24 protein-coding genes, 1 tRNA gene and 1 pseudogene are annotated in these 25,515 nt (G+C 71.7%); 12 read left to right on the top strand and 14 right to left on the bottom strand.

The genetic code is table 11. From position 1 onward, the window contains the following. Nucleotides 1–924 precede the first annotated feature (924 nt). Nucleotides 925–1,635 (bottom strand): Fic family protein, encoded by a 711-nt coding sequence (locus HTZ77_RS46320; RefSeq protein WP_407940525.1) that lies wholly within the window; start codon nt 1,633–1,635, stop codon nt 925–927. Then, nucleotides 1,621–1,986, bottom strand: a pseudogene (locus HTZ77_RS48740) (oxidoreductase); the annotation flags it as partial. The pseudogene HTZ77_RS48740 and the gene HTZ77_RS46320, both read right to left, overlap by 15 nt. 290 nt (nt 1,987–2,276) lie before the next feature. On the opposite strand from HTZ77_RS48740, the gene acs reads away from it, so the two are divergent. The 4 genes from acs (at nt 2,277) to HTZ77_RS19435 (ending at nt 6,441) form a co-directional block, all read left to right on the top strand. Then, the gene (acs, locus tag HTZ77_RS19450; protein WP_175591036.1) at nt 2,277–4,250 is read left to right on the top strand and encodes an acetate--CoA ligase; all 1,974 of its coding nucleotides are present in this window, start codon (nt 2,277–2,279) and stop codon (nt 4,248–4,250) included. 361 nt (nt 4,251–4,611) lie between these two features. Further along, entirely contained in the window at nt 4,612–5,082 is a 471-nt protein-coding gene (locus tag HTZ77_RS19445; protein ID WP_175591035.1) for a phage holin family protein, read from the top strand. Further along, a complete protein-coding gene (locus tag HTZ77_RS19440; RefSeq protein ID WP_175591034.1) occupies nt 5,072–5,992 on the top strand; it encodes an alpha/beta fold hydrolase in 921 nt (306 codons plus the stop codon). The genes HTZ77_RS19445 and HTZ77_RS19440 overlap by 11 nt, the downstream gene beginning before the upstream one ends. After that, entirely contained in the window at nt 5,989–6,441 is a 453-nt protein-coding gene (locus tag HTZ77_RS19435; protein ID WP_175591033.1) for a DUF309 domain-containing protein, read from the top strand. The genes HTZ77_RS19440 and HTZ77_RS19435 overlap by 4 nt, the downstream gene beginning before the upstream one ends. Here the strand turns inward: HTZ77_RS19435 and HTZ77_RS19430 are convergent. After that, on the bottom strand, nt 6,438–7,628 hold the full coding sequence (locus tag HTZ77_RS19430) for a MarP family serine protease (RefSeq protein WP_175591032.1): 1,191 nt from the start codon (nt 7,626–7,628) through the stop codon (nt 6,438–6,440). The genes HTZ77_RS19435 and HTZ77_RS19430 overlap by 4 nt on opposite strands. Nucleotides 7,629–7,709: 81 nt before the next feature. Between HTZ77_RS19430 and HTZ77_RS19425 the strand changes: the two genes are divergently transcribed. After that, on the top strand, nt 7,710–8,228 hold the full coding sequence (locus tag HTZ77_RS19425; RefSeq protein WP_175591031.1) for a HEAT repeat domain-containing protein: 519 nt from the start codon (nt 7,710–7,712) through the stop codon (nt 8,226–8,228). Nucleotides 8,229–8,303: 75 nt separating this feature from the next. On the opposite strand, the gene HTZ77_RS19420 is transcribed toward HTZ77_RS19425, so the two are convergent. Both HTZ77_RS19420 and nth read right to left on the bottom strand, forming a co-directional pair. Beyond that, entirely contained in the window at nt 8,304–8,942 is a 639-nt protein-coding gene (locus tag HTZ77_RS19420) for an NUDIX hydrolase (protein WP_328808657.1), read from the bottom strand. A gap of 74 nt (nt 8,943–9,016) precedes the next feature. Further along, the gene (nth, locus tag HTZ77_RS19415) at nt 9,017–9,718 is read right to left on the bottom strand and encodes an endonuclease III (protein ID WP_175591030.1); all 702 of its coding nucleotides are present in this window, start codon (nt 9,716–9,718) and stop codon (nt 9,017–9,019) included. Between the two features lie 62 nt (nt 9,719–9,780). On the opposite strand from nth, the gene HTZ77_RS19410 reads away from it, so the two are divergent. Further along, nucleotides 9,781–10,461, top strand: a complete 681-nt coding sequence (locus HTZ77_RS19410) for a Crp/Fnr family transcriptional regulator (RefSeq protein WP_312888605.1) — start codon at nt 9,781–9,783, stop codon at nt 10,459–10,461. Nucleotides 10,462–10,533: 72 nt separating this feature from the next. Here HTZ77_RS19410 and HTZ77_RS19405 read toward each other — a convergent pair whose 3' ends face one another. From HTZ77_RS19405 to HTZ77_RS45320, 4 genes are read right to left on the bottom strand one after another with little or no spacing between them, the layout of a single operon-like run. After that, complete coding sequence (locus HTZ77_RS19405) at nt 10,534–11,328, bottom strand: MBL fold metallo-hydrolase (protein WP_175591028.1); 795 nt, start codon at nt 11,326–11,328, stop codon at nt 10,534–10,536. 49 nt (nt 11,329–11,377) lie between these two features. Continuing rightward, nucleotides 11,378–12,199, bottom strand: a complete 822-nt coding sequence (locus HTZ77_RS19400; RefSeq protein ID WP_175591027.1) for an NUDIX hydrolase — start codon at nt 12,197–12,199, stop codon at nt 11,378–11,380. A gap of 60 nt (nt 12,200–12,259) precedes the next feature. After that, a complete protein-coding gene (locus HTZ77_RS19395; protein WP_328808656.1) occupies nt 12,260–12,718 on the bottom strand; it encodes a RidA family protein in 459 nt (152 codons plus the stop codon). After that, complete coding sequence (locus HTZ77_RS45320; protein WP_205302867.1) at nt 12,715–12,870, bottom strand: hypothetical protein; 156 nt, start codon at nt 12,868–12,870, stop codon at nt 12,715–12,717. Before HTZ77_RS45320 ends, HTZ77_RS19395 begins: the two co-directional genes overlap by 4 nt. A 77-nt stretch (nt 12,871–12,947) precedes the next feature. On the opposite strand from HTZ77_RS45320, the gene HTZ77_RS19390 reads away from it, so the two are divergent. Both HTZ77_RS19390 and HTZ77_RS19385 read left to right on the top strand, forming a co-directional pair. Next, nucleotides 12,948–13,949, top strand: coding sequence for an ArsA-related P-loop ATPase (locus HTZ77_RS19390; RefSeq protein ID WP_175591025.1), 1,002 nt, complete (start codon nt 12,948–12,950; stop codon nt 13,947–13,949). After that, the gene (locus tag HTZ77_RS19385; RefSeq protein ID WP_175591024.1) at nt 13,946–15,094 is read left to right on the top strand and encodes an ArsA family ATPase; all 1,149 of its coding nucleotides are present in this window, start codon (nt 13,946–13,948) and stop codon (nt 15,092–15,094) included. The genes HTZ77_RS19390 and HTZ77_RS19385 overlap by 4 nt, the downstream gene beginning before the upstream one ends. Before the next feature lie 39 nt (nt 15,095–15,133). On the opposite strand, the gene HTZ77_RS19380 is transcribed toward HTZ77_RS19385, so the two are convergent. Next, nucleotides 15,134–15,430: a WhiB family transcriptional regulator gene (locus tag HTZ77_RS19380; protein ID WP_148036282.1), complete on the bottom strand. Its 297-nt coding sequence runs from the start codon at nt 15,428–15,430 to the stop codon at nt 15,134–15,136. A 279-nt stretch (nt 15,431–15,709) separates the two neighbouring features. Between HTZ77_RS19380 and HTZ77_RS19375 the strand changes: the two genes are divergently transcribed. Then, nucleotides 15,710–17,965, top strand: a complete 2,256-nt coding sequence (locus HTZ77_RS19375) for a transglycosylase domain-containing protein (RefSeq protein ID WP_328808655.1) — start codon at nt 15,710–15,712, stop codon at nt 17,963–17,965. A gap of 162 nt (nt 17,966–18,127) precedes the next feature. Here HTZ77_RS19375 and HTZ77_RS19370 read toward each other — a convergent pair whose 3' ends face one another. Then, the gene (locus HTZ77_RS19370) at nt 18,128–18,583 is read right to left on the bottom strand and encodes a GatB/YqeY domain-containing protein (protein WP_175591022.1); all 456 of its coding nucleotides are present in this window, start codon (nt 18,581–18,583) and stop codon (nt 18,128–18,130) included. Nucleotides 18,584–18,672: 89 nt separating this feature from the next. On the opposite strand from HTZ77_RS19370, the gene HTZ77_RS19365 reads away from it, so the two are divergent. Both HTZ77_RS19365 and HTZ77_RS19360 read left to right on the top strand, forming a co-directional pair. Continuing rightward, nucleotides 18,673–19,536, top strand: coding sequence for a metallophosphoesterase (locus HTZ77_RS19365; RefSeq protein WP_175591317.1), 864 nt, complete (start codon nt 18,673–18,675; stop codon nt 19,534–19,536). A 92-nt stretch (nt 19,537–19,628) separates the two neighbouring features. Next, nucleotides 19,629–19,702, top strand: a tRNA-Pro gene (locus HTZ77_RS19360). Nucleotides 19,703–19,762: 60 nt separating this feature from the next. On the opposite strand, the gene HTZ77_RS19355 is transcribed toward HTZ77_RS19360, so the two are convergent. Genes HTZ77_RS19355 through HTZ77_RS19345 form a run of 3 tightly spaced genes read right to left on the bottom strand, consistent with a single transcriptional unit; the run spans nt 19,763 to nt 22,760 of the window. Continuing rightward, nucleotides 19,763–20,200: an SRPBCC family protein gene (locus HTZ77_RS19355; RefSeq protein WP_175591021.1), complete on the bottom strand. Its 438-nt coding sequence runs from the start codon at nt 20,198–20,200 to the stop codon at nt 19,763–19,765. Then, a complete protein-coding gene (locus HTZ77_RS19350) occupies nt 20,197–21,537 on the bottom strand; it encodes a carotenoid oxygenase family protein (RefSeq protein WP_175591020.1) in 1,341 nt (446 codons plus the stop codon). Before HTZ77_RS19350 ends, HTZ77_RS19355 begins: the two co-directional genes overlap by 4 nt. Next, nucleotides 21,534–22,760 (bottom strand): MFS transporter, encoded by a 1,227-nt coding sequence (locus HTZ77_RS19345; protein WP_175591019.1) that lies wholly within the window; start codon nt 22,758–22,760, stop codon nt 21,534–21,536. Before HTZ77_RS19345 ends, HTZ77_RS19350 begins: the two co-directional genes overlap by 4 nt. 82 nt (nt 22,761–22,842) lie before the next feature. Between HTZ77_RS19345 and HTZ77_RS19340 the strand changes: the two genes are divergently transcribed. Next, nucleotides 22,843–25,470: a helix-turn-helix transcriptional regulator gene (locus HTZ77_RS19340; RefSeq protein ID WP_175591018.1), complete on the top strand. Its 2,628-nt coding sequence runs from the start codon at nt 22,843–22,845 to the stop codon at nt 25,468–25,470. The last annotated feature ends 45 nt before the right edge of the window (nt 25,471–25,515 follow it).

Here is a 25,515-nt window from a genome sequence, read left to right as displayed (position 1 = left end):
GCCGTGCGGGAGCCCGACGACGGAGGCGAGCCGGCACGCCTCGTGGGAGCTCTCCGAGCGCCGGCGCTCAGGACATTGGCGGAGCAGCGCCGAGCGCCCTCTCGGATGCTCGGCTCGGGTTGTGGACGGCCCCAGGTCGTATGCGGAGCTTGTGCATGCCGGCGAGCACGGATGCGTCGCGATCGTGTGGAGACCCGGGTGTCGGTACCTCGCCGCACGAGGTGCGGGCGACCGGTCACAAGTCAGAGGCGATCCGCCCCTGCATCCGGAGGCGAGGCAGCGGGAAAAGGGGCGACCCCCGCCGGGGGGGGAGAGCGGGGGTCGCCTGATCGGTCCGGCTCCGGGGGGGTAGAGCCGGTCCCGTTTCAGAAGAAAGCTTTCATCACATGACCGGAGCATGGCAAGGGACTCGCAAAGCAATCCCGTGCACACTCACTCCAGTTTCTGCGATACCTCCGTATGCTGCCCGATCGACTCGAGTTACGTCGAGGAGCAAACTCGCATTTTCGCCAAGTTTTTTTCGATCCAGCATAACGATCACATAAAGACGATCACGCTAAGTGATCGTCACGGATTGGTAACCGGCGGGTATGGCCGTTCCCTCGGAAGCGCCTTCACGGACTTGGCAAAGCTCTTGTTCCAAGGGGTTCCCATCAGGTCGGATCCGACGTACAAAGGTGACACGGACCACTTGTCCGGGTGCGCCAGCTGGGCACCCACGCGCGACCAGCCGCGGGAGGCGCGTCGAGGCGGGCTTGACCCGACCCGACGAATAGAGGTGCACGCTTGGTAACCCAGCGTGACGTACCGGCAGACGGCGTCTCATCCGAGACGCCGTCCGCTATGTCTGCGGCCGCCGCGGCTCCCGTGAGGTCACTCTCCGCGTAGGCACGCCTGAGAGCGTCGGCGCGGGCGCGCCCGAGGTCAGCCGCGCTGCAGGGCCTCGCAGACGGCGGTCGCCTCACGTACGCCGAGGGTTACCGCGGAGGCACACTGCTGTACCCACTGCGCCACACCCTCGCTCGTCCCCGTCAGATAGGCGCGCAGCCCCTCCGCGTACGGCAGCTCCAGGTGCCCAACCTCGACGGCCACCAGCGACTTCGGGTCCAGTCCGTACTCCACCAGCGTCAGCCGTTCCGCGGCCCGCGCCACCAAGCCGTCCGCCGTGCCGAACGGGCGCAGGACGGCCAGCTCGGCGTGCACCACCGCCGCCAGGACGATCGCGGGCGCCTTCGTCGGCGTCGCCAGCAGCTCGAACAGGCCCTCCATCCGGACGCCGGTCTCCTTCGCGCCCGGCGCCGGGCCGAGGCCGAAGGGGTCGTCCCCCGAGGCCGGCTCATCCGCCAGTGCGGGCCCACCAGCCGGGGAGGGCCCACCAGCCGGGGAGGGCCCACCAGCCAGGAATGTCCCACCAGTCAGGGAGGGCCCATCCGCCGTCACAGGCTCATCCGTGCGGGCAGGCTCATCCGTGCGGGCCGGTTCGCCCGGTGCCCCGTGCGTCTCGGAACTCCGCGAGGTCATGCCCGTACGCGAAGAGCCCGAAGAGCCCGACAAGTTCGATGAGTCCGACGAGCCCGTACGCGCGGAGAAAGTCCCAGGCGCCAGGTCCGGGGTGTCGGTGCGCGGGCGGCCCAGGCTCGCGGCGTCGGTCAGCCCCGCGGCGGCCACCGTGTGCAGCCGGGCCAGGACCTGCCGCGGCGCCTGCCGCCAGGTCGGCCCCAGCCGCCCCAGCTCGGCCGACGCCCGCAGCGCCCCCTGCACGACCGGGTCGGGGACCTCGTCCCGGCGCAGCGCGTCGAGCGGCACGTCCACGCCCTCGATCGCCGCCGAGGCCCGCGCGCCGCGCAGCGACGACTCCGCGGACACCGTCGGGCTGGCACGGCGCAGCACGCGGTGCCGGTACAGGAGGTCTACGGCCCGCCGGGCCTCCTCCACCGCCTCGGGGACGCCGGGGAGCCGCGCGATGACGGCCAGTGGGTCACTCACGGAACCAGACCTTACCCGTGAGTACTACCTGCTCCACGGGCCAACCCCCGGAATACGGCACCCGGCCGCACGGCCCGCCGAGGGGCCCATAAACCGCCGCCATTCGGCCCCCTCCAGCTTTGTTCCATTTCGAAGTGGCAACGTTTCAATAGCTTTTGCCATGCATTTCCGATAATCACGCCGCACTTCCTCCCTCTTGGTACAGACCTGTCTAGACCTCTTGTGTGCGCACCCCGTGAGCTGGTGAAGTGGGACACGACCTAACAACCTGGCCATAGAAGGAGCACGAGGTGGCCCCGGAGACCCCTGGCACCGAGCCCCAGGCGCTGTCGAACCTCCTGCAGGAGAACCGCCGGTTCGCGCCCCCAGCCGACCTGGCGGCCGCCGCGAACGTGACCGAGGCGGCGTACGGAGAGGCCGCCGCCGACCGTCTGGCCTTCTGGGAGGGCGCCGCCGACCGGCTGACCTGGGCCAAGCGCTGGGACACCACGCTGGAGTGGAACCCGCCGTTCGCCAAGTGGTTCCTCGGCGGCGAGCTGAACGTCGCCTACAACTGCGTGGACCGCCACGTGGAGGAGGGCCGCGGCGACAAGGTCGCCTACTACTGGGAGGGCGAGCCCGAGGGCGACACCCGGGTCCTGACCTACGCCGACCTCCAGCGCGAGGTCTCCAAGGCCGCCAACGCGCTGCAGGAGCTGGGCGTCGCCAAGGGCGACCGGGTGGCGATCTACATGCCGATGATCCCCGAGCTGCCGATCGCGATGCTCGCGTGCGCGCGGATCGGCGCGATCCACTCGGTGGTGTTCGGCGGCTTCTCCGCCGGCGCGCTGAAGAGCCGCATCGACGACGCCGACGCCAAGCTGGTCATCACCTCCGACGGCGGCTACCGTCGCGGCGCGCCGAGCGCGCTCAAGCCGACCGTGGACGAGGCCGTCGCCGAGTGCCCGCAGGTCGAGCACGTCCTGGTCGTACGCCGTACGGGCCAGGAGGTCGCCGTGAACGAGCGCGACCTGTGGTGGCACGACGTGGTCGACCGGCAGAGCGACCAGCACACCGCGCAGGCGCACGACTCCGAGCACCCGCTCTACATCCTCTACACCAGCGGCACGACCGGTAAGCCGAAGGGCATCCTGCACACCACGGGCGGGTACCTGACCCAGACCGCGTGGACGCACGACGCGGTGTTCGACCTCAAGCCCGACAACGACATCTACTGGTGCACCGCCGACATCGGCTGGGTCACCGGGCACTCCTACATCGTGTACGGCCCGCTGGCCAACGGCGCCACGAGCGTGATGTACGAGGGCACTCCCGACACCCCGCACCGCGGCCGGTGGTGGGAGATCGTCCAGAAGTACAAGGTCACGCTGCTCTACACCGCCCCGACGGCGATCCGGACGTTCATGAAGTGGGGCGACGACATCCCCGCCAAGTTCGACATGTCCAGCCTGCGGATCCTCGGCTCCGTGGGCGAGCCGATCAACCCCGAGGCGTACGTCTGGTACCGCGAGCACATCGGGCACGAGCGCTGCCCGGTGGTCGACACGTGGTGGCAGACCGAGACGGGCGCCATCATGATCAGCCCGCTGCCCGGCGTGACGCACAGCAAGCCGGGCGCCGCGATGCGCCCGCTGCCGGGCATCGTCGCCGACGTGGTGGACGACCAGGGCAACAGCGTCCCGAACGGCGGCGGCGGATTCCTCGCGGTGCGTGAGCCGTGGCCGTCGATGCTGCGCACGATCTGGGGCGACGACCAGCGCTACATCGACACGTACTGGAGCCGGTTCGAGGGCATGTACTTCCCCGGCGACGGCGCGAAGAAGGACGAGGACGGCGACCTGTGGCTGCTCGGCCGGGTCGACGACGTCATGCTGGTCTCCGGCCACAACATCTCCACCACCGAGGTGGAGAGCGCGCTGGTCAGCCACCCGAAGGTGGCCGAGGCCGCCGTGGTGGGCGCGACCGACCCGGTGACGGGGCAGGCCATCGTGTCGTTCGTGATCCTGCGGGGCAGCGCCGAGGAGAGCGACGACATCGCCGCCGAGCTGCGCGGCCACGTGGCCAAGACGCTCGGTCCGATCGCCAAGCCGCGGCAGATCCTGGTGGTGCCCGAGCTGCCCAAGACCCGGTCCGGCAAGATCATGCGGCGCCTGCTGCGTGACGTGGCCGAGAACCGCAGCATCGGCGACGTCACCACCCTGGCCGACAGCACGGTGATGAACCTCATCTCGGAGAAGCTCCCCAGCGCCAAGTCCGAGGACTGACCCGAAAACACCCCAAAGGGCCGCCGATCCCGAAATTTCGAGAGATCGGTGGCCCTTTGCCGTCTCCCCCGGCCCGCCCGCCGTCCAGCCGTCCGGGTCCGCCGTCATCAAGGTCCGCAGCCCCGGCCGAGCCGGGCCGCCACCCGCGGCGTTATCGTCTCCGATTGGGTAAGAACCGTCACCAGCGGGTCCGCCCGTCCGGCGGCGCCGCTTCGGCGTAGCCGCCTCGTACAGGTACCGCAAGCAGGGACGCAAGCGGCGCTCCTCGTACGGGCCCACAAGCATCGCGTACGGGGCCGCAACCGGGGCAAAGCGCTGGATGATGTTTGACACGGCCACCAGGCCTCGATAGGAGACGTTCATGCCGCAGACTCCCGAGGAAGAATCCCTGGGCTCGCTGGTCGCCCAGGCGAGCAACCACATCTCGACCCTGGTCCGTTCCGAGATCGAGCTGGCCAAGGCCGAGTTCAGGTTCGACGCCAAGCGGGTCGGCACGGCCGGCGGCCTGTTCGCCGCCGCCGCGTTCATGGCGCACCTGTGCCTGATCCTGGCCTCGTTCACGATCGCGTACGCGCTGTCGCACTGGCTGCCCGACTGGTTGTCCTTCCTCATCGTGACCGTGTTCTACCTGCTGGTCGCGGCACTGCTGGTCTTCATCGGCGTCCGCCGGCTCAAGGGGCTGGCCGGGATGAAGCGCACCGCCCGCTCGATCAAGGGGCTCAAGGAGATCGCCTCGCCCGAGGAGGCGGAGGCCGTCCCCGCGGCCACCACCGAGGCGTCGGCCGGCCAGGTCGGGCTGCACCGGGAGCCGGTGAGCCGCGATGGCACCTGACGAGTCCGCCGTCCACATCGAGGGCCCCTGGAAGCACCGGCAGGTCCACGCGGGCGGCACCCGCTTCCACGTCGTGGAGGCGGGCGACGGGCCGCTGGTGCTGCTGCTGCACGGCTTCCCGCAGTTCTGGTGGACGTGGCGGCGCCAGCTGCGCTCGCTGCCCGAGGCGGGCTACCGGGCGGTCGCGGTGGACCTGCGCGGCTACGGGGGCAGCGACAAGCCGCCGCGCGGCTACGACCTGCCGACGCTGGCGGCCGACGCGACGGGCCTGATCCGGGCGCTGGGCGAGACGGGCGCGATCGTGGTCGGTCACGACTGGGGCGGGCTGCTCGCCTGGACGATGGCCGTGCTCGACGCCAAGTGCGTGCGCCGCCTGGTGACGGTCTCCGCCCCCCATCCCGTACGGCTGCGCGGCGCCCTGCTCACCGACCCGTTCGGCCAGCTCCGGGCCAGCAGCCACCGCCTCAGCTTCCAGTTGCCGTTCCTGCCCGAGCACCGGCTGACCCGCAAGGGCGCGGCCATGGTCGGCAGGCTGCTCGACGAGTGGTCCGGGCCGGGCTGGCCCGACGCCGAGACGGCCGGTGTCTACCGCGAGGCGTTCGGCATCCCCACGGTCGCCCACTGCGCGCTGGAGTACCACCGCTGGTTCGGCCGCTCCCAGCTCCGTCCCGACGGGCGGCGCTACGCCCGCGTGATGCGCACCGAGATCGAGGCGCCGACCCTCCAGCTCCACGGCGCGCTCGACACGTGCCTCCTGCCGCGCACCGCCCAGGGGTCGAGCCGCTACGTGGCCGCCCCCTATCGGTGGAAGCTGCTCGAAGGCGCCGGCCACTTCCCCCATGAGGAGACCCCCGACCTGTTCGACGCCGAGCTGCTGGGCTGGCTGTCGGATCCGGAGCCCGACCGATGAGAGATCGCGATCCCGAGGGCAGGCCGCGCAACGCCAGGCCGCGCGACGCCTACGGCAGGCCGCTGCCGTACGGCTCGCCCGGCATGCCGCGCGTGCCCGACGACTACGCCCCCACGACCGAGCAGGCGCTGGCCGACGGCCGTCGATTCCTGGGCGAGGGCCTGCCGTTCAACGCGCACGAGGTGTTCGAGGGCCGCTGGAAGTGCGCGCCCGAGCAGGAGCGGGAGCTGTGGCAGGGGCTGGCGCAGATCTGCGTGGGCCTGACGCACCTCCAGCGCGGCAACGGTCGCGGCGCCCTGACGTTGTTCGACCGGGGCGCCGCCCGCGTGCAGTCGTACGGCGAGCCGTACGACGCGGTGGGCCGCAGCGCCTCGGCCCTGGGCCCCGACGCCGACCCCGAGCAGGCGATCAAGACCATCATGGACGACCTGCCGGTGGAGAGCCCCTAGTCGCACTCCTGGGTGCCGGCGGGCGTGGTGTCGTTGCGGCCCTGGTCGGCGTCGGGCCTCACCTCGGCGGCGGTCAGCACGTAGCCGGTGTCCTCCTGGCTGACGGCGGCGGCGAAGATCACGCCGTACACCTTGCCGTCGACCGTGAGCAGCGGCCCGCCCGAGTTGCCGGGCAGCACCTTGCCGCGGATCGCGTAGACCTGCCGGGTGACGTTGTTGGCGCGGTAGATGTCGGGCCCCTCGGCTTCGAGGCGGCTGCGGATACGGGCCGGCTCGGCGGTGAAGCCCTGCCCCTTGGGGAAGCCGGCGATGATGGCGTTGTCGCCCTTGTCGGCCTCGCCCTCGAACGGAAGCTGGGGCAGGCCCAGGCCGGGCACGTACAGGATGGCGATGTCGCGCTGCGGGTTGTAGCGCACCACGGTGGCGGAGCGGCGCCGGTTGGCGGAGTCGATGACCGTCAGGTCGCGCGTCACGCCGGCCACGACGTGCGCGTTGGTCATGATGCGGTCCCTGGCGTAGACGAAGCCGGTGCCCTCGATGTGCTTGTTGCAGCTCTCGGCGTTGCCCTGGACCTTGACGATGGCCCGCTGGGCGCGGCTGAGCCCGGCGCCCTTGAGGATGCTGCGCGGCGCGGGCGGGACGTCGATGATCTGCCCGGCGCCGATCGCGTCGAAGACCGGCGGGAACTCCGAACGGTCGATGAACTTCTTGAACGGCTGCTGCCAGTTGCGGGCGGCCTGCGGGATGGCCTCGTCGACGGTGGTCAGCAGCATGGAGCTCTTGACCTGCTCGACCAGCAGCGAGAACGACGTGGAGACGACCAGCGAGCCGATCAGCCAGGCGATCACCAGCACCGACAGGGCGCTGGCGAACGTGCCGCCGACGGCGTCGGCCACCTTGGCCGGCTCCCAGGTGACGTGGCTGCGCACGACCGCACCGATCGTCGAGGAGGCGAACTGCCCGATCGTGGCCGACAGGAACACGATGACGATCGCGAGCAGGGCCTGCGGGGTGTCGCCGTCGACCACGGCCTTGGAGATGGGCGGCGCGATGAACACGCCCAGCACGGCCCCGCCGACGAAGCCCACGAAGCTCATGGCGCCGATGATGAACCCCTGCCGGTAACCCGACACGCCAAAGGCGATCACAAGGCCGATCAGGATGAGGTCGAGCAGATCACCGCGCACGCTTCAAAGGTAACCAGCGATAGGGTCAAGTGTGCACGTCTTGCCGGAGCGCAGCGTCCCCTCCTGACTACCTTGAGCGTTATGCCGCCGTTGGAGGGAACCGTCCGCGGCCTGGTCGAGACGGCTCTCTCCGACGCCGACCCCGACGGGCCGCTGCGGTGGCACGTGATCTCCGAGCTGTGGCAGCGGGCCGACCTGGAGTCGTTCGTCGAGGCCAGGCGGCTGTGCGAGGCGGGCACGGTCAAGGAGCGCCTGCTGGGCGTCGACGTCATGGGCATGCTGCGGCCGTTCGCCGACCGGGCCCTTCCGGTGCTGCGCCGCCTCGCGGCGGGCGAGGACGACCCGATGCTGCTCTACTCGGTGCTCATCGCCTTCGGGCACCTCGCCGACCCGCGCGCCCTGCCGTCGGTGATCGACCTCTCCGGTCACGCCGACGCCAGGGTGAGGTACGGCGCCGCGTACGCGCTCCAGCACGTGCTGGGCGACCCGCCGGACCAGGCGGGTCTGGACGCGCTGCGGGTGCTCGCGGCGGACGGCGACGCGGACGTGGCCGCCTGGGCCGCCCTGGGCGTCGCCCTCGCGATGGGCGAGGACGTCTAGGACGTCCCTTCCCCAGGGCCTCCAGCCGCTCTCAGGACGTCCGTTCCCCAGAGCCCTCCAGCCACGCTCAGGACGTCAGCCGCGGGCGAGGACGTCGGGCGGCATGGGCTCCACCCGGCCGGGGTCCCAGGGCCGTTCCAGCCCGGCCTCGCGCAGCACCGCGTCCAGCACCATCGCGGTGAACCCCCACACGAGCATCCCGCGCACCCGGAACGCCGGCCCGGCGAAACCGCGTGGATGCCGCAGCGTGAACCGGTTGCCGGGATCGACGAGCTCGGCGATCGGCACCCGCTCCACCGAGTCCACCTCGTCGGGCGAGGCCGCGTGGACGGCGGAGGGCTCGTGCCACCAGCCGACGACGGGGGTGACGCGGTTGTCGCTGCGCCAGACGTACAGCTCGGGCATGGAGCACAGCACGGTCACCCCGGACGGTTCGAGGCCGGTCTCCTCGGCCGCCTCGCGCAGGGCGGCGCCGACGGGGCCGCCGTCGCCGGGGTCCACCCCGCCGCCGGGGAAGGCCGGCTGGCCCGCGTGCCTGCGCCCGCGGGTGCTGCGCTGGATGAGCAGCACGTCGGGGCCCAGCGGGCCCTCGCCGAAGAGCAGCAGCACCGCGGCCGGGCGACCGCCTCGCTCGGGCGGGCGCAGCCCTTCGGGGACGGGGATCCGTACGGCCTGCGCGGCCAGTCTGTCGAGCCAGTCGGGGACCACGATCACGCCATCTCCAACACGCCGCCCTCCGCGAGACTTCCCGTCCCCGTCGATCGGGACGGCCTCGTCGATGGGGCCGGTCACGAGAAGGGGCCGGGGCGGACGAGCTTGGCCGCCTGGGCGGCGTCGGTCGGGCCGGCGCCGTACGAGGGGCAGAGCGCGGCGAGCGGGCACACCCCGCAGGCCGGACGGCGGGCGTGGCAGATGCGGCGCCCGTGCCAGATGAGCCGGTGGGAGAACACCGTCCACTCCCGCTTGGGGATCAGCTCGCCCACGAAGTGCTCGATCTTGACCGGGTCGGTCTCGTCGGTCCAGCCGAACCGGCGTACGAGCCGCTGGAAGTGCGTGTCCACGGTCAGGCCGGGCACGCCGAAGGCGTTGCCGAGCACGACGTTGGCGGTCTTGCGGCCGACGCCGGGCAGCGTGACCAGGTCCTTCAGCTTGCCGGGCACCTCGCCCCGGTAGCGCTCGGTCACGGCCTTGGCCATGCCGATGATGCTGTTGGTCTTGGCCCGGAAGAACCCGGTCGAGCGGATGATTTCTTCCATCTCGGATGGGTCTGCAGCGGCGTAGTCCTCAACAGTGGGATACTTCGCAAAGAGGATGGGAGTCACCATGTTGACCCGTTTGTCCGTGCACTGAGCGGACAGGATCGTCGCTACCAGCAGCTCAAGCGGGGTACCGAAGTCGAGCTCGCAATGTGCGTCGGGGTAGGTTTCCGCAAGGATGCGATTCATCCTGCGGGCACGACGGACGAGGGCGAGCCTTGACTCTTGGGGCATTCCCCTAGCCTATGTGCGGCGCCTTCAGTGGGGTGCGTCACAATGGCAGCAGAGGAGGCAGAGTGAACACCGAAGATGTGCTGGGCAAGGCCCCCCTGTTCGCCGCGCTCGACCGCGAGAGCGCAGCGGCGCTGCGCACGAGCATCACCGAGGTCCAGCTGTCGAAGGGGCAGACCCTCTTCCACGAGGGCGAGACGGGCGACCGGCTCTACGTCGTCCTCGAAGGCAAGATCAAGCTCTCGCGCCAGTCGCCCGACGGCCGCGAGAACCTGCTCAGCGTGCTGGGTCCCAGCGAGATGTTCGGCGAGTTGTCGCTGTTCGACCCCCGGCCGCGTACGGCCAGCGCCACGGCCCTGACCGAGGTGCGGCTGGCCGGGCTCGGCCACGACGACCTGCGCCCCTGGCTGACCGGCCGTCCGGAGGTGGCGCTCCACCTGCTGCGCGCCCTGGCGCAGCGGCTGCGCCGCACCAACGACGTGCTGGCCGACCTGGTGTTCACCGACGTGCCCGGACGGGTGGCCAAGCAGCTCCTCGACCTCGCCGAGCGGTTCGGCACCAAGACCGAGGACGGCCTGCGCGTCCACCACGACCTCACGCAGGAGGAGCTGGCCCAGCTCGTCGGCGCCTCCCGCGAGACCGTCAACAAGGCGCTGGCCGACTTCGCGCAGCGCGGCTGGCTGCGCATCGAGGCCAAGGCCGTGGTCATCCTCGACATGGACCGCCTCTACAACCGCTCCAGATAGCCGAAACGGCCGCTCCAGCAAAACGGCTGCTCTCGCAACCTGAGGGCCGCCCCGGCAAGACCCCTTGGGGTGTCAGGTGGGCTGCTCCAGGTAGTCGAGCTGGGCTCGGACCGACATCTCTGCGGCGGGCCAGAGCGAGCGGTCCACGTCCGCGTACACGATCTCGACGATGGCGCGCGACGTGCGCGCGCCCTGCGCCATCGCCGCCCGGATCTGGTCCAGTCGCTCGCGCCGGTGGGCGATGTAGCCGTCGAGCGCGGCGATCGGGTCGGGCAGCACCGGGCCGTGGCCGGGCAGCAGCGCCCGCGCCTCCAGGCTCTCGGCCGTCGCCCGGAGACGGTCGAGGCTGCGCAGGTAGTCCCCCAGGCCGCCGTCCTCGGCGATGACGGTGGTGCCCCGCCCGAGCACGGTGTCGCCGGTGAGCATCGCCCGGTCGGCCGGCAGCCAGAAGCACAGCGAGTCGAACGAGTGCCCCGGCGTGCCGTACACGTGGATCTCCACGCCCCCGGCCGTCACCACGTCACCGTCGGCCAGCCCCTCGCCGCCCAGCCGGTGGCGCGGGTCGAGGGCGCGCACGGGGGCGCCGACCAGCTCGGCGAAGCGCCGGGCGCCGCCGCTGTGGTCGACGTGCCCGTGGGTGAGCAGGATCTCGCTCACCCTGCGCTCCCCCAGGCGGTCACGGACCCGGAGCAGGTGACGCTCGTCGTCGGGGCCCGGGTCGACGACGGCCACCTCGTCCGCGCCGCCGACGACCCACGTGTTGGTGCCGTCGAGAGTCATGATCGACGGGTTGGGCGCGAGGAGGTTCTCGGCGTGCTCGGTGCGCGAGCCGTCGGGCGTGCCGATCGGGATGTGCAGCCCGCTCACGCGACCACCGCCCGCGGCCCGCTCAGGCAGCGCGACGACCGCGACCGGCTCACGCGACCACCAGCCGCAGCTCGCCGCCGACCTCCACGACGCGCGGCATGATCGTGACGATCTCGCGCGGGGCGGCCAGCACGCCGTCCACGCCGTCCACGCCGTCGTGCTCCGCCAGCTCGGTCAGCGTGCGGTACGTCGGCGGCATCAGGAAGATCTCCCCCGCGCGGGCCTGGTCGAGGGCCTCGGCCGGGCGCCGCCAGGTGGCGTGGTCGGCCTCGCCACTCACGTCGCGGGCGCGCTGCCCCTCGGGGAGCACGGCGACGAAGAACCTGGTGTCGAAGCGCCGCGGCTCGATCTCCGGGGTGATCCAGTGGGCCCACGGCTTGAGCAGGTCGGAGCGGAGCACGAGCCCGCGCCGGGACAGGAAGTCGGCGAAGGCGAGGCCGCGGTCGATGAGGGCGAGCCGGTCGGCCTCCCAGTCGTCGCCGGTGGTGTCGGCGACAACCGACCGCTCGTCGGGGCCGGCGAGGAGCACGCCGCACTCCTCGAAGGTCTCCCGTACGGCCGCGCACACCAGTCCCCGCGCGACCCGCTCGTCCGCGCCGAGCAGCCGCCCCCACTCCTCGGTGGACGGGCCGGCCCAGGCGACGGCCTGGTCGGTGTCGCGCGGGTCGACGCCGCCGCCGGGGAAGACGTGCGCGCCCGCCGCGAAGGCCATGGTCGACTTCCGCCGCAGCAGGTAGACCTCAAGCCCGCCCGGCCCTTCGCGCAGGACGACCACGGTGGCGGAGTCGCGCGGCGGCTCCGGCGTGACGCGGCCGGACAGGACGTCCCTGGCACGCGCGGCCAGATCGCCCGGAAGCGGAAGACCTGTCACATGACCTCCTTCAGAACACCACTCGGTCATCGTGACATATCCGGATCCGGGGTTTTTGCCTCAGGAGACCTCGGCGATCAGCTCCACCTCGACCGGCGCGTCCAGGGGCAGCGAAGCCACCCCGACCGCGCTGCGCGCGTGCCGCCCCGCCTCGCCCAGCACCTCGGCCAGCAGCTCGCTCGCGCCGTTGGCCACCTGCGGCTGCCCGGTGAAGCCCGGGTCGCTCGCCACGAACACGACGGCCTTGACGATCCGGACGATCCTCCCCAGGTCGCCCACCTCCGACTTGAGCGCGGCGAGGGCGTTGAGCGCGCAGATCCGCGCCATCTCCCTGCCCTCGTCCACGGTCAGCTCCGCGCCGACCTTGCCCACGAGCGGCAGCTTGCCCTCGACCATGGGCACCTGGCCGGAGGTGTAGACGAGGTCGCCCGTGCGCATGGCCGGCACGTACGCGGCCAGCGGCGGAACGACCTCGGGCAACGTCAGACCGAGCTCGGCGAGTCTCTGCTCCGGGGTCACTGCTTCTCCCTCTTGAAGTAGGCGACGAGCTGCTCCGGCGAGGCGCCCTGCAGGATCTGGACCAGCTCCCAGCCGTCGGCGCCGAAGTTGTCGAGGATCATCTTGGTGTTGTGGATCAGCACCGGGGCGGTGAGATACTCCCATTTCTTCATGGGGGCCACACTAATGTGAGCAATCTCAAAGGGCAGGCGTCGGCTGGCCGCAAGTGACCGTTCGGTAGCCTCAAAACGTGGAGTCTCGGGACACCGATTGGGACGGCGTGCGCCTGCACGTCGTCACCGGCAAGGGCGGAACCGGCAAGACGACGGTGGCCGCCGCCCTCGCCCTCGCGCTCGCCGCCGGTGGCCGCAAGGTGCTGCTGGTCGAGGTCGAGGGCCGCCAGGGCATCGCGCAGATCTTCGATCTGCCGCCCCTCCCGTACGAGGAGCGCAAGATCGCCGTGGCCCCGTCGGGCGGCGACGTCTACGCGCTGTCCGTCGATCCCGAGGAGGCCATGCTCGACTACCTGGAGATGTTCTACGGCATGCGCCGGGCCGGTCGCGCGCTGACCAAGATGGGCGTCGTCGACTTCGCCACCACGGTCGCCCCCGGCTTTCGCGACGTGCTCGTCACCGGCAAGACCACCGAGGCGGTGCGCAGGCGCGGCAAGAACGGCAAGCGCGTGTACGACGCGGTCGTGCTGGACGCCCCGCCCACGGGCCGCATCACCCGCTTCCTCAACGTCACCCAGGAGGTCGCCGGCCTGGCCAGGGTCGGCCCGATCAAGAACCACTCCGACCTGGTCAGCGGCGTCGTGAAGTCCCCGGAGACGGCGGTCCACTTCGTCACGCTGCTGGAGGAGATGCCGGTGCAGGAGACGCTCGACGGCATCGCCGAACTGCGCGAGGCGGGCCTGCCGGCCGGTGGCGTCTTCATCAACATGGTGCGGGAGTCCCAGCTCCCCCGCACCGCCCTTGACAAGGCTGTCAAGGGCGGATTCGACGTCACGGAGCTGGCGCTGGGCCTCAAGGCGGCCGGGCTCGCCGACGGCGCCGACGCCGACGCGGTGGCCGAGGCGCTGGCCGGCGAGGTCGTCGAGTACGCCCACCGCGCCGTGCTCGAACACGAGGAGCGCGAGGCGCTGTCCGAGGCGGCGCTGCCGCGCTACGAGCTGCCGCTGCTCGCCGACGGCGTCGACCTGGCCGGCCTGTACGAGCTGGCAGAGAGCATCCGCACCCAAGGAGCAGCGTGAAGGACGCGAAGAGGTCCGCGGCCAGGCCCGTCCCCCTCGACATCGACGCGATCATCGACGACCCGGGCACCCGGATCATCGTCTGCTGCGGGGCCGGGGGCGTGGGCAAGACCACCACGGCGGCCGCCCTGGGGCTGCGCGCGGCCGAGCGCGGCCGGTGCGCGGTCGTGCTCACCGTCGACCCGGCCAGGCGGCTCGCGCAGTCGATGGGGCTCACCGAGCTCGACAACACGCCCCGGCTGGTCAGCCGGCACGAGGGCGGCGGCCAGCTCTACGCCATGATGCTCGACATGAAGCGGACGTTCGACGAGATCATCGAGGCGCACGCCGACCCCGAGCGCGCCCGGCAGATCCTGTCCAACCCCTTCTACCAGTCGCTGTCGTCCAGCTTCTCCGGCACGCAGGAGTACATGGCGATGGAGAAGCTCGGCCAGCTCCGCCGCTCCGACGAGTGGGACCTGATCGTGGTGGACACGCCGCCGTCCCGCTCCGCGCTCGACTTCCTGGACGCGCCGGAACGGCTCGGCAGGTTCCTCGACGGCAGGTTCATCCGGCTGCTGACCGCCCCGGCCAAGGCCGGTGGGCGCAGCGCGTTCAAGCTGCTCAACGCCGGGTTCGGGCTCGTCGCGGGCGCCATGACCAAGCTGCTCGGCGCACAGGTGCTCAAGGACCTGCAGACGTTCGTCTCGGCCCTCGACGCCGTCTTCGGCGGCTTCCGGCAGCGCGCGGAGCTGACGTACAAGCTCCTGCAGGCGCCGGGCACCGCGTTCGTCGTCGTGGCCGCGCCCGAGCGGGACGCGATGCGCGAGGCGTCGTACTTCGTCGAGCGGCTCGCCGAGGAGCGCATGCCCCTCGCCGGCCTGGTGGTGAACCGCGTCCACGACGCGCCCGCGAACGGCCTGTCCGCCGCCCGCAGCGCCGCCGCGGCCGAGGACCTGGAGTCGCGTGGCGAGCACGAGCTGACCGCCGCCGTACTGCGGCTGCACACCGGCAGGATGCAACTCGTGGCCCGCGAGCACCGGGAGCAGGAGCACTTCGTCTCCGCGCATCCCACGGTGCCGGTCGTCCAGGTTCGCGCCATGTCGGAGGACGTCCACGATCTCGCGGGTCTGCGCCAGATCGGAGAGCTCCTGGCGAGCGCATGAGTACGGCCGGCGTCCGACGCCGGCCGTACTCCGGGCAGCTCAGCCCGCGATCAGCTCATTGGTGCGCTCGTACTCTTCCTTGGCGGACTCGAGCAGCTCGCGCCACGAGTCCACGTCAGGCCGCCGCCGGAGCAGGGCCCGGCGTTCCCGTTCCGTCATACCGCCCCACACCCCGAACTCGATGCGGTTGTCCAGCGCATCGGCGAGGCATTCGGTACGGACCGGGCATCCTCGGCAGATCAGCTTAGCCCTGTTCTGTGCGGCTCCCTGGACGAACAGCGCGTCCGGGTCCGCACCACGACAGGCGGCACGGGAGGTCCAATCCGTGATCCACATTTTTCGACCCCACTCCCCTTAGGTGGTCAGTCGTCATTTGGGGCCGACGGGCGCGGGCGCCGAGCCTCCGTATTCAGTTGCCGCAGAGGAGAACGTACGCAACTAGACGTTCGGGCCGACAGACCCCAGAGGACCAATTTCTCGCCGCTCCGTTGACCGGGAATGACTAGTCACCCCCGTCAGTCAAGGCGAAATGTGATCGAGTTACCGATAAGGTCACCCTTTCGACGTACCCTGGGTGCTGTGCAAGCTCAGGGTAAAGATCGTTCCTCACCGTTCGTGAACATCGTGCGCCTGATCGCCGCCGGCGCGGCGGCCGGCGTGCTGACGGCCGCGATCGCGCTGCCCGCCGTCGGCGGGGCGGGAATCACCGCGAACACGGCGATGAAGGAGATCAACCTCAAGCCGGAGAACCTCGAAGAGCCTCCGCTTCCCGAGCGCACGATCCTGCGCGACGCCGACGGCAAGCAGTTCGCGCAGTTCTACTACGAGAACCGCCAGTCGGTGACCCTGGACAAGGTCGCGCCGATCATGCAGACGGCGTTGATCGCGATCGAGGACTACCGCTTCTACCAGCACGGCCCGATCGACGTCGAGGGCACGGCGCGCGCACTGGTCAAGAACATGACGACCGGCGGCGTCACCCAGGGCGGCTCGTCGATCACCCAGCAGTACGTCAAGCAGGTGCTGGTCAACGCGGCCGAGACGCCCGAGGAGCAGCAGGCGGCCATCGCCCCGACCGTCTCGCGCAAGCTCAACGAGCTGCGTTACGCGATGGCGATGGAGAAGAAGTACTCCAAGAACCAGATCCTGGAGAAGTACCTCAACATCGCCTACTTCGGCGCGGGCGCCCACGGCATCCAGGCCGCCGCCAGGAGGTTCTTCGACAAGCCCGCCTCCGAGCTCAACCTCGTCCAGGCCGCCACCCTGGCCGGCGCCGTGCAGAACCCGGCCCGCACCGACCCGAGCGTCGGCAAGAAGGCCCAGAAGCTGCTGCTCGACCGGCGCAACACGGTCCTCGACCAGATGGCCAAGTACGGCAAGATCACTCCGCAGGAGGCGGCCGACGCCAAGAAGAAGAAGCTCGGCTACAAGGGCATCGCGGCGCCGGGCGGCTGCGAGGCGAGCAAGTACCCGTACTTCTGCATGTACGTGCAGAACGAGATCCTCAACAACGACGCCTTCGGCAAGACCCCGCAGGAGCGCCTGAAGCTGCTCCAGCGCGGCGGCCTGGAGATCAAGACCACGATCAGCCCGAAGATGCAGGCGGCGTCCGAGAAGGCGATCAAGGAGTACGTCAGCACCAAGGACAAGCCCGCGGCCTCACAGGCGATGATCGTGCCGGGCACGGGCGAGATCAGGGCCATGGCCGCCTCGCGCAAGTTCGGCGGCAACAAGAAGAAGAACGAGGTCAGCTACAACATCGTCGCCGACGCCAAGCACGGCGGCGGCGTCGGGTTCCAGCAGGGCTCGACCGCCAAGGCGTACACCCTGGCCACGGCGCTGGAGGAGGGCTACAAGTACGGCGACGGCTTCCCGTCCCCGGCCGGCTACTCCGCGCCCAGCTACGGCGCGTTCCGCGACTGCAAGGGCAACCGGGTCGGCGACCCGAAGCACGAGGTGCGCAACTCCAGCGAGGGCGGCGGCGGCTTCAAGACCCTGCAGACCGGCACGTGGGGCTCGGTCAACACGTTCTTCATGAAGCTGGAGGAGCGGGTCGGCCTGTGCAAGGTGGTCGACCTGGCCAAGCGGCTCGGCCTCAAGCGCGCCGACGGCGGCAAGCTCGGCGAGTACGAGACGTTCACGCTCGGCATCAACGAGGTCGACCCCGTCACCGTGGCCAACAGCTACGCCGTCTTCGCCTCCCGCGGCCAGTACTGCAAGCCGCTCGCCATCACCGAGATCAAGGACCGGTACGGCAAGAGCAAGCAGTTCAAGCCCAAGTGCTCGAAGGTCATGGACCCCGAGGTCGCCGACGCCGTCAGCGGCATCCTGTCGGGCGTCTTCACCAAGGGCACCATGACGGAGGTCGGCGGCATCGGCCGCGACGCCGCCGGCAAGACCGGCACCACCGACGACTACACCGCCGCCTGGTTCGCCGGCTACACGCCGAACCTGGCCAGCGCGGTCAGCCTCGGCGACCTGCGCGGCGCGTTCAAGCACAAGCTGATCGGCGTCACGATCGGCGGGCGTCCCTACTCGTACGTGTACGGCGCCACGATCTCCGGCCGCATCTGGAAGCAGGCCATGCTGGGGGCGCTCAAGGGCGTCGAGGCGGCCGAGTTCACCCCGGTCAACCACGAGCGCTTCGGCGGCTGCGGCGACAACTGCGCGCCCAAGCCGAAGAAGAAGCAGGAGGACGAGGGGCCGGCCGACCCCTTCGACCAGTTCCGTGACCAGTTCGACAACCGCGACCAGGACCAGGGCGATCCGGGCAACGGCCGCCGGCGTGGCCGCGGCGGCGACAACGGCGCGACCGACACCCGGCAGACGCCGCAGGTCATCACCGAGGACCAGATGAGGCGCGGCCGCTGAGCCCGCCCCCAGGCTGATCCAGCCGGAGGCCTCCGTCCCCCTGGGCGGAGGCCTCTCGCATGCCCGCCACGGGCCCTCCTGGGCCCGCCCGCCGGCTTCCTGGGGGACCTGGCGCCCCCGGCCCGCCTGCCGGCTCCCTGGCGACCTGGGGCTCCGGCCCGCCTACTGGGCCAGGCGCGCGCGGACCGCGGCGGCGACCCGGCCGCCCTCGGCGCGCCCGGCGACCTTCGGGTTGACCGCCTTCATGACCTGACCCATCGCCTGGGGCCCGGCCGCGCCCGTCTCCGCGACGGCCTCGTCGACGAGGGCCCGCAGCTCCTCGTCGCTGAGCTGCGCCGGCAGGTACTCCTCCAGCACCGCCATCTCGGCCAGCTCGGCGTCGGCCTGCTCGGCCCGGCCGGCGCCGCGGAACGCCTCGGCCGCCTCGCGCCGCTTCTTGGCCTCCTTGGTCAGCACCTTGACGACCTCGTCGTCGGAGAGGTCCCTGGCCTCCTTGCCGGCGACCTCCTCGACGTTCACCGCGGCCAGTGCCATCCGAACCGTCCGGAGACGTACCTCGTCCCGGGCCTTCAACGAGGCCGTGAGATCGGCCTTCAGCTTGTCCTTCAATGCGCTCATGACGTCCATCTTGCCGTCTGGCCGGACGGCACGTGCCCGTTGTCGGGCATCATGAGTACGTGAGGAAAGCCGTCGCAGTACCCCTGTCCATGCTCGGTCTCGGCCTGGCCGGGCTGGGTTACGCCTCCGTCGTCGAGCGCAACTGGTTCCGGCTGCGCCGCTTCGACGTGCCGGTCCTGGAGCGCGGCCGGCGGCCGGTGCGGGTTCTCCACCTGTCCGACCTCCACCTGACGCCGCGCCGCGACATGCTCATCACGTGGGTGCGCTCGCTCGGGGCGCTGGAGCCCGATCTGGTCGTCAACACCGGCGACTCGATCGCCCACCCCGACGCCGTCCCGTCGCTGCTGTACGCCCTGGAGCCGCTGCTGTCGCGCCCGGGCCTGTTCGTGTACGGCTCCAACGACCTGTACGCGCCCAAGCCCAAGAACCCGGCCCGCTACCTGTGGCGCACGTCCAAGAACGACCGCCGCCAGCACGTGCCGTCGCTGCCGTGGGAGGAGCTGGGCGCCGGCATGGCCGCCGAGGGCTGGCTCGACATGAACAACACCACGGCCCGGATCAAGGTCGGCGACCTCGACGTGGCGGTGGCGGGCATCCACGACTCCCACATCGACCTCGACCGCTACGACCGGGTGGCGGGCCCGGCGCCGGCGGACGCCGATCTGCGGCTCGGCGTCATGCACTCGCCGGAGCCGCGCAACATGACGCGTTTCGCCGCCGACGGCTACCAGCTCCTGCTGGCGGGCCACACGCACGGCGGGCAGCTCTGCGTCCCCTTCTACGGCGCGCTGGTCACCAACTGCGGCATCGACCGGGCCCGGGTCAAGGGCCTGAGCCGGCACGACTCGGCCTGGCTGCACGTCTCGGCCGGCCTGGGCACCTCGCCGTACGCCCCGGTGCGCTTCGCCTGCTTCCCGGAGGCGACGCTGCTGACCCTCGTCCCCCGCCGCTGACCCGGCCCCTGCGGAAGGTCCGGCAGCGAGGGCGTCACAAGCACCCGCGAAGTCCGCTAGACTTTCCCAAGCACGCGCAAGACGGCGTGCACCGGGGTGTAGCGCAGCTTGGCAGCGCGCTTCGTTCGGGACGAAGAGGTCGTGGGTTCAAATCCCGCCACCCCGACAGCCAGTCGAAGGGCTTGGTCCGCTCAGCGGATCAAGCCCTTCGTCGTTTCCGGAGGCCTCAGCTCTCGGCGGCCCTCTTCAGGTGGCCCAGCCACGAGGTCAGCGACGCCTCCAGGGCCTGTCGCATGCCGTCCGGGTCGGCCAGGATCGGCTCGCCGTCCCACGACTCCTCGGTCCGCACCCGCGTACGAGGGCCGTGCTGGGCGAAGGTCCACTGGTGGACGCCGGTGATGCCGTGGGCGGGGCCGCCCCACAGGGTGCGCGAGCCGGGCTCGACGGCGTGGACGGTGGAGACGATGTCCAGGCCGAACGTGCTCCAGCGGAAGACCGATCCCGGGAGGAGCGGCCCGTCGGCCGACGCGGCGGTGATGTCGGGCTGCCAGGTGGTCCAGGAGTTCACGTCGGTGTGGAGGTTCCAGACCTTCTGGAGCGGGGCGTCGATGTCGATGTCGAGCCGGACGACGACGGGAGCCGTGTCGTCGATGGTGGTGATCACTTGTGGTCCTCGATCCAGTGCCCGTGGATGCCGGCCGGGACGCGCCGCGGCAGCTCGACGGTGGCGACGGGGGCGCCGGTCAGGTCGGCGGCGTCCAGGACCAGCAGCTGGGAGGCGTCGGCCCGGAGGTCGCTGACGATGGTGAGCAGGTAGCCGTCGTCCTCACGCGTGCCGCCGGCGGCCGGGACGAAGACGGCCTCACCGGGAAGGCGGCCCTCGCCGTGCGAGAAGAGCTGCCGCTCTCCGGTGGTGGTGTCGAACTTGGCGGTGTGGTAGCCGCTCAGCCCGGCGCCGGGGAAGGCGATGGCGTAGCTGTAGCGGTTGGCCGAGGCGGTGTGGGCGTCGTTGATGGTGGGGAACTCGGTGGTCAGGTCGTCCAGCGCCTCGTCGGTGGCCTTGCCGGTGGCCGGGTCGAGGATCCAGCGGTGCAAGGTGGAGCCGGCGTCGAAGGAGGAGCCGTACCCCGGCGCGCCGACCCACCACTTCCAGGAGGTCTCCCACGCGGCGCGGTCGAAGCGGGGGCCTTCCAGGACCACCCGGCCGTGCTGGTCCACGTAGGAGTTGGTGACGTGCAGGATCGCCGCCTGGTCGTCGATCTCGAACCACGCGGCCTTCGCCGGGCCGGTCCGCGGCATGACGGCGATGCGGAAGGGCACGTCGTCGTGCCAGCGGTACGGGATGCCGGAGTGCTCGGCATGGTCGAAGACCACCGGGGAGTTGATGAAGACGGCGTGCTCACGGGTGATCGCGAAGTCGTGCATCAGCGACGGCCCGGCGCCGTCCACGACCTGCGACCGGACGATCTCGCCGGTGGCGTCGGCGACGAGGTGGGTCAGGTAGGGCGGGAACGGGCTGTAGGAGAAGAAGTGCAGCTCACCGGTGACCGGGTCCTCCTTCGGGTGGGCGGTCATCGCGCTGGTCAGCTTGCCGCCGAAGTCGTGGACGCCGACGGTCTCCAGTTCGCCGGTGACCTCCCAGGGCAGGTTGGCCTCCTGCAGGGCGAGGTAGCGGCCGCCGTGGAAGATGATGTTGGTCGCCGCCGCGCTGACGTCCAGCTCGGTCCCGGTGAACGGCACGCCGTCCAGGTACGGGGTCCTGACCCAGCGGTTGCGGTACCACTCGGCGCGCCCGCCGGCCAGGCGCACGCCGTGGAGCATGCCCTCGCCGCGGAACCAATGACTCGGCGTGACGCCGGGCTTGGGGTTGTGCCCGTTGCGGAAGTAGCGGCCGTTCAGCTCCGGAGGCAGGCTGCCGCGCACGGTCAGCTCGTGTGCCGTGATCTCGTCGGTGACCGGCGCGAAGTGATCGCTGATGTACGGCTTGGCCAGTTCTTTCATGACAGTGTCGCCTTTCCGATCATGAGGAGGGTGAGGACGGCGCAGGCCAGGAAGGCTCCGCCGTACGTCGGGAGAAGGGTCAGGGCGGACAGACCGACGGCGCCCCCGACCTGCCGGGCGGCGTTGACCAGGCCCCCGGCCAGCCCGCTGTCCTCGGCCGGCACCCCGGCGGACGACAGCGTGGTGATCCGCACGAAGGCCACGCCCAGGCCCGCGCCGATCAGGAGCGTCGGGCCGAGCACGTCGGCGAGGAAGGTGCCGTGGGCGGGCGTGCGGGCCAGCCAGGCGAGGCCGGCGGCCAGCAGGAGCAGCCCGGCGGGCAGGACGGCGCGGCCGCGCAGCCTGGCCGTCGCCCACGACGCGATGGTGATCGTCAGCGCGAGGGGAAGCTGGGTGAGCCCGGCCTCCATCGGCGTGTACCCGAGGGTGCGCTGCTGGTAGAGGGGCAGGAAGTAGAACAACCCCAGCCAGACCGCGCCCAGCATCGCCATCAACGTGTTGGGCAGCGCCACGCGGGCCATCCGGGGCGGGAGGAGCGGGTCACGGGAGCGGCGTTGCAGCACCGCGAACGCCGCCAGCAACGCCGTCCCCACGAGTGCCGCCGGCCAGGAGCTCGTCAGGCCGTAGGTGAGCGCGACCAGGCCGCCGGTCACGGTGAGCGCGCCGGGCACGTCCAGTCGTCCGCCGCGGGGCGGGGTCGGCTCGACCAGGCGCCAGGTGGCGAGCAGGGCGGCCAGCGCGAAGGGGACCAGCACGGCGAACACCGAGCGCCACCCGTACAGGTCCGTGAGCAGGCCGCCCAGCAGCACGCCCGCCGCACCGCCGGCGCCGGAGACCGCGCCCCACACCCCGAGCGCCCTGCCGCCCGGGTACAGCGTCAGGACCAGCCCCAGCGCGGTCGGGGCCAGCAGCGCGGCGCCCAGCCCCTGCAGCGCCCTGGCCGCGATCAGAGCCACGTCACCCGGGGCGAGCGCCGCGGCCAGCGAGGCGATCGCGAACAGGCCGGCGCCGATCAGGAAGACGCGGCGCAGTCCGTACACGTCGCCGGCGCGCCCGCCCAGAAGCAGCAGCGCGCCGAAGACCAGCACGTACGCGTTGATCACCCAGGACAGCCCGGCCGCGGACAGCCCCAGGCCGGTGCGGATCGCCGGGAGGGCGACGTTCACGATCGAGGTGCTCAGCACCACGAGGAACTGGGCCGTGGCCAGGACCACCAAGGGCATGCGCTTCACGCGACCAAGGTCGCAGCGGGCCGGGTTCGTTCGCGTCGGTGGTTTTCACCTACCTGCGGCATGCTGTGGACATATGTTGACGGGTCGGGAGCAGGAGGTCGCGCGGCTGGAGGGGCTGCTCGCGGCGGCCAGGCGGGGCCGTGGCGGCGCGCTGGTGCTGCGCGGCGAGCCCGGCATCGGCAAGAGCGCCCTGTTGCGGCATGTGGCGGGGGCCGCCGAGGGCTTCCAGGTCATGCGGGCGTCCGGCGCCGAGTTCGAGATGGAGCTGCCGTTCGCGGCGCTGCACCAGCTGTGCGCGCCGGTGCTCGGACACGTGACGGCCTTGCCCGCGCCGCACCGCAGGGCCCTGGAGGTCGCCTTCGGCCTGGACGTGGGCACCCCTGACCCGTTCCTGGTGGGCGTGGCGACTCTGGGGCTCCTGGTGGAGCGGGACGGGCCGCTGCTGTGCGTCATCGACGACGCGCAGTGGCTGGACCATGCCTCGGCGCAGGCGCTGGTCTTCGTGGCCAGAAGGGTGAGCGCGGAACGCGTGGCCATGGTGTTCGCCGTGCGCGAGCCGGTCGGGCCCGGCGTCCTGCCGGAACTGGCCGGGCTGCCCGGTTTGCCCCTGGGCCCGCTCGGTGAGGCCGACGCGCGTGCTCTGCTGCTCGGCGCCATCCGGGCTCCGCTGGACGAACGGGTGCGTGACCGGATCCTGGCCGAGGCCCGCGGCAACCCGCTGGCCCTGCTGGAGCTGCCCAGGACCGCGGGCCTGGCCGGCATGGCCGGCGGCTTCGACCTGCCGCCGGCCGGCGTCGTCGAGCAGAGCTTCCGCGCCCGGCTGGAGATGGTGCCGCCGGGGGCCAGACTGCTGTTGACGCTCGCCGCCGCCGACCCGGTGGGCGACCCGGGGTCGCTGTGGCGGGCGGCGTCGCTGCTGGGCGTGGACGACGAGGCCGCGGCCGAGGCCGCCGCGCTGGTCGAGTTCGGCACCCGGATCCGCTTCAGCCACCCGCTGGCCCGGTCGGCGGTCTACCGGACCGCCTCGGCCGAGGAGCGGCGGCGGGCGCACGCGGCGCTGGCGGCGGTGAGCGACCCGGTGGCCGACCCCGACCGGGTGGCCTGGCACCGCGCGCAGGCCAGCGCCGGGCCCGACGAGGAGGTCGCCGCCGAGCTGGCCCGCTCCGCCACGCGTGCCCAGGCTCGGGGAGGGGTGGCCGCCGCCGCCGCGTTCCTCGAACGCGCCGCGGCGCTCACCCTCGATCCGGATCTCCGCGTCCGACGGGTGCTGGCCGCCGCCGAGGCCAAGCTGTCGGTCGGCGCGTTCGACGTGGCGGCCGAGCTGCTCTCGACCCTGGATCCCGGCGATCCCCGCGTCGACCTGCTGCGCGGCCGGCTCTCCTTCGTACGCGAGCGGGGCGGCGACCGGCCGGCCGACTACCTGCTGCGTGCCGCGCGACGCCTGGCCGCCACCGACCCGGCCTGGTCGCGTGCCTGCTATCTCGACGCGATCGAGATCGGCGTCTTCGCCGGCGGCTTCGACGACGTGATCGCCGCCGCGCGGCAGGCGCCGGCCGCTCCGCGGGCACCCTCCAGCTCCGACGTGGTGCTGGACGGCCTCGTCACGCTGGCCACCGAAGGCATCACGGCCGCCGCGGACGTCCTGCGTCCCGTCGTGCGGGACACCGGTGACGACGTGTGGATCAGGCGACCCTCGCTCGGCTTCATGATCGCTGTCGAGCTGTGGGACTTCGACGCGCTGCACGGCATGGCCACCCGCGTCGCCGCGGCCGGCCGCGAGGCCGGCTCCTTTCACATGTTGCCCATCGGGCTGGCCATGCTGGCCACCGCCACCGTGCACGCCGGAGACCTCGGCGCCGCCATGGAGATGATCTCCGAGGAGGAGGCGATCGCCGAGGCGACCGGCGCGGCCCCGCTGGTCTACCCGCGTATCCACCTGACCGCGCTGCGGGGCCGCCGGGAGGAGGCGGCCGAGCTGTTCGCCGGGGTGGGCCCGCACATGACGCTCAGCGTGCAGTGGGCGACCGCCGTGCTCAACAACGGCCTGGCCGACTACGCGACGGCGATGAAGGCCGCCGACCGGGCCGTCGCGCACGGTGACCTCGGGCTGGCCGGGCTGGCGCTGCCCGAGCTGATCGAGGCGGCCGTGCGGTGCGGCGAGGTGGAGAGGGCGCGTTCGGCGCTGGCGACGTTGCGCGAGCGGACCCGGGCGGGCGGGCACGTCTGGGGCCTGGCGGTCGAGGCCTACTCGCGGGCGCTGGTCCACGAGGACGAGGAGGGCTACCGGGAGGCGATCTCCCTGCTGGAGCCGAGCCCCCTGGCGCTCTGCCGGGCCCGCGCCCACCTGCTGTACGGGGAGTGGCTGCGGCGGCGGGGACGCCGCCGTGAGGCCCGCGCCGAACTGCGCACGGCCCACGAACTCCTGTCCGGAGCCGGCGCCGAGGCCTTCGCGGAACGGGCGGCCGGCGAGCTGCGCGCGACCGGCGAGCACGCGCGCAGCCGATCGGCGCCGGCCTCCGGCCGGCTGACCGTGCAGGAGGTGCACATCGCCCGGCTGGTCGCGGAGGGGGCCACGTCGAAGGAGGTCGCGGCCAGGCTGTTCCTCAGCCCGCGGACCGTGGACGCGCACCTGCGCAACATCTTCCGCAAGCTCGGGCTCACCTCGCGCAGGCAGTTGCGCGGCCTCCCGGAGATCCGTTAGGCGCGGGGAGACGGGTGCAAGCGGGTGGCCAGCGGATGACAAGTC

The sequence above is a fragment of the Nonomuraea montanisoli genome, from assembly GCF_013363975.1.
Taxonomy (GTDB): Bacteria; Actinomycetota; Actinomycetes; order Streptosporangiales; family Streptosporangiaceae; genus Nonomuraea; species Nonomuraea montanisoli.
The sequence above is the reverse complement of the archived record's forward strand: the minus strand, read 5'-3'. Positions and strand labels throughout refer to the sequence as shown.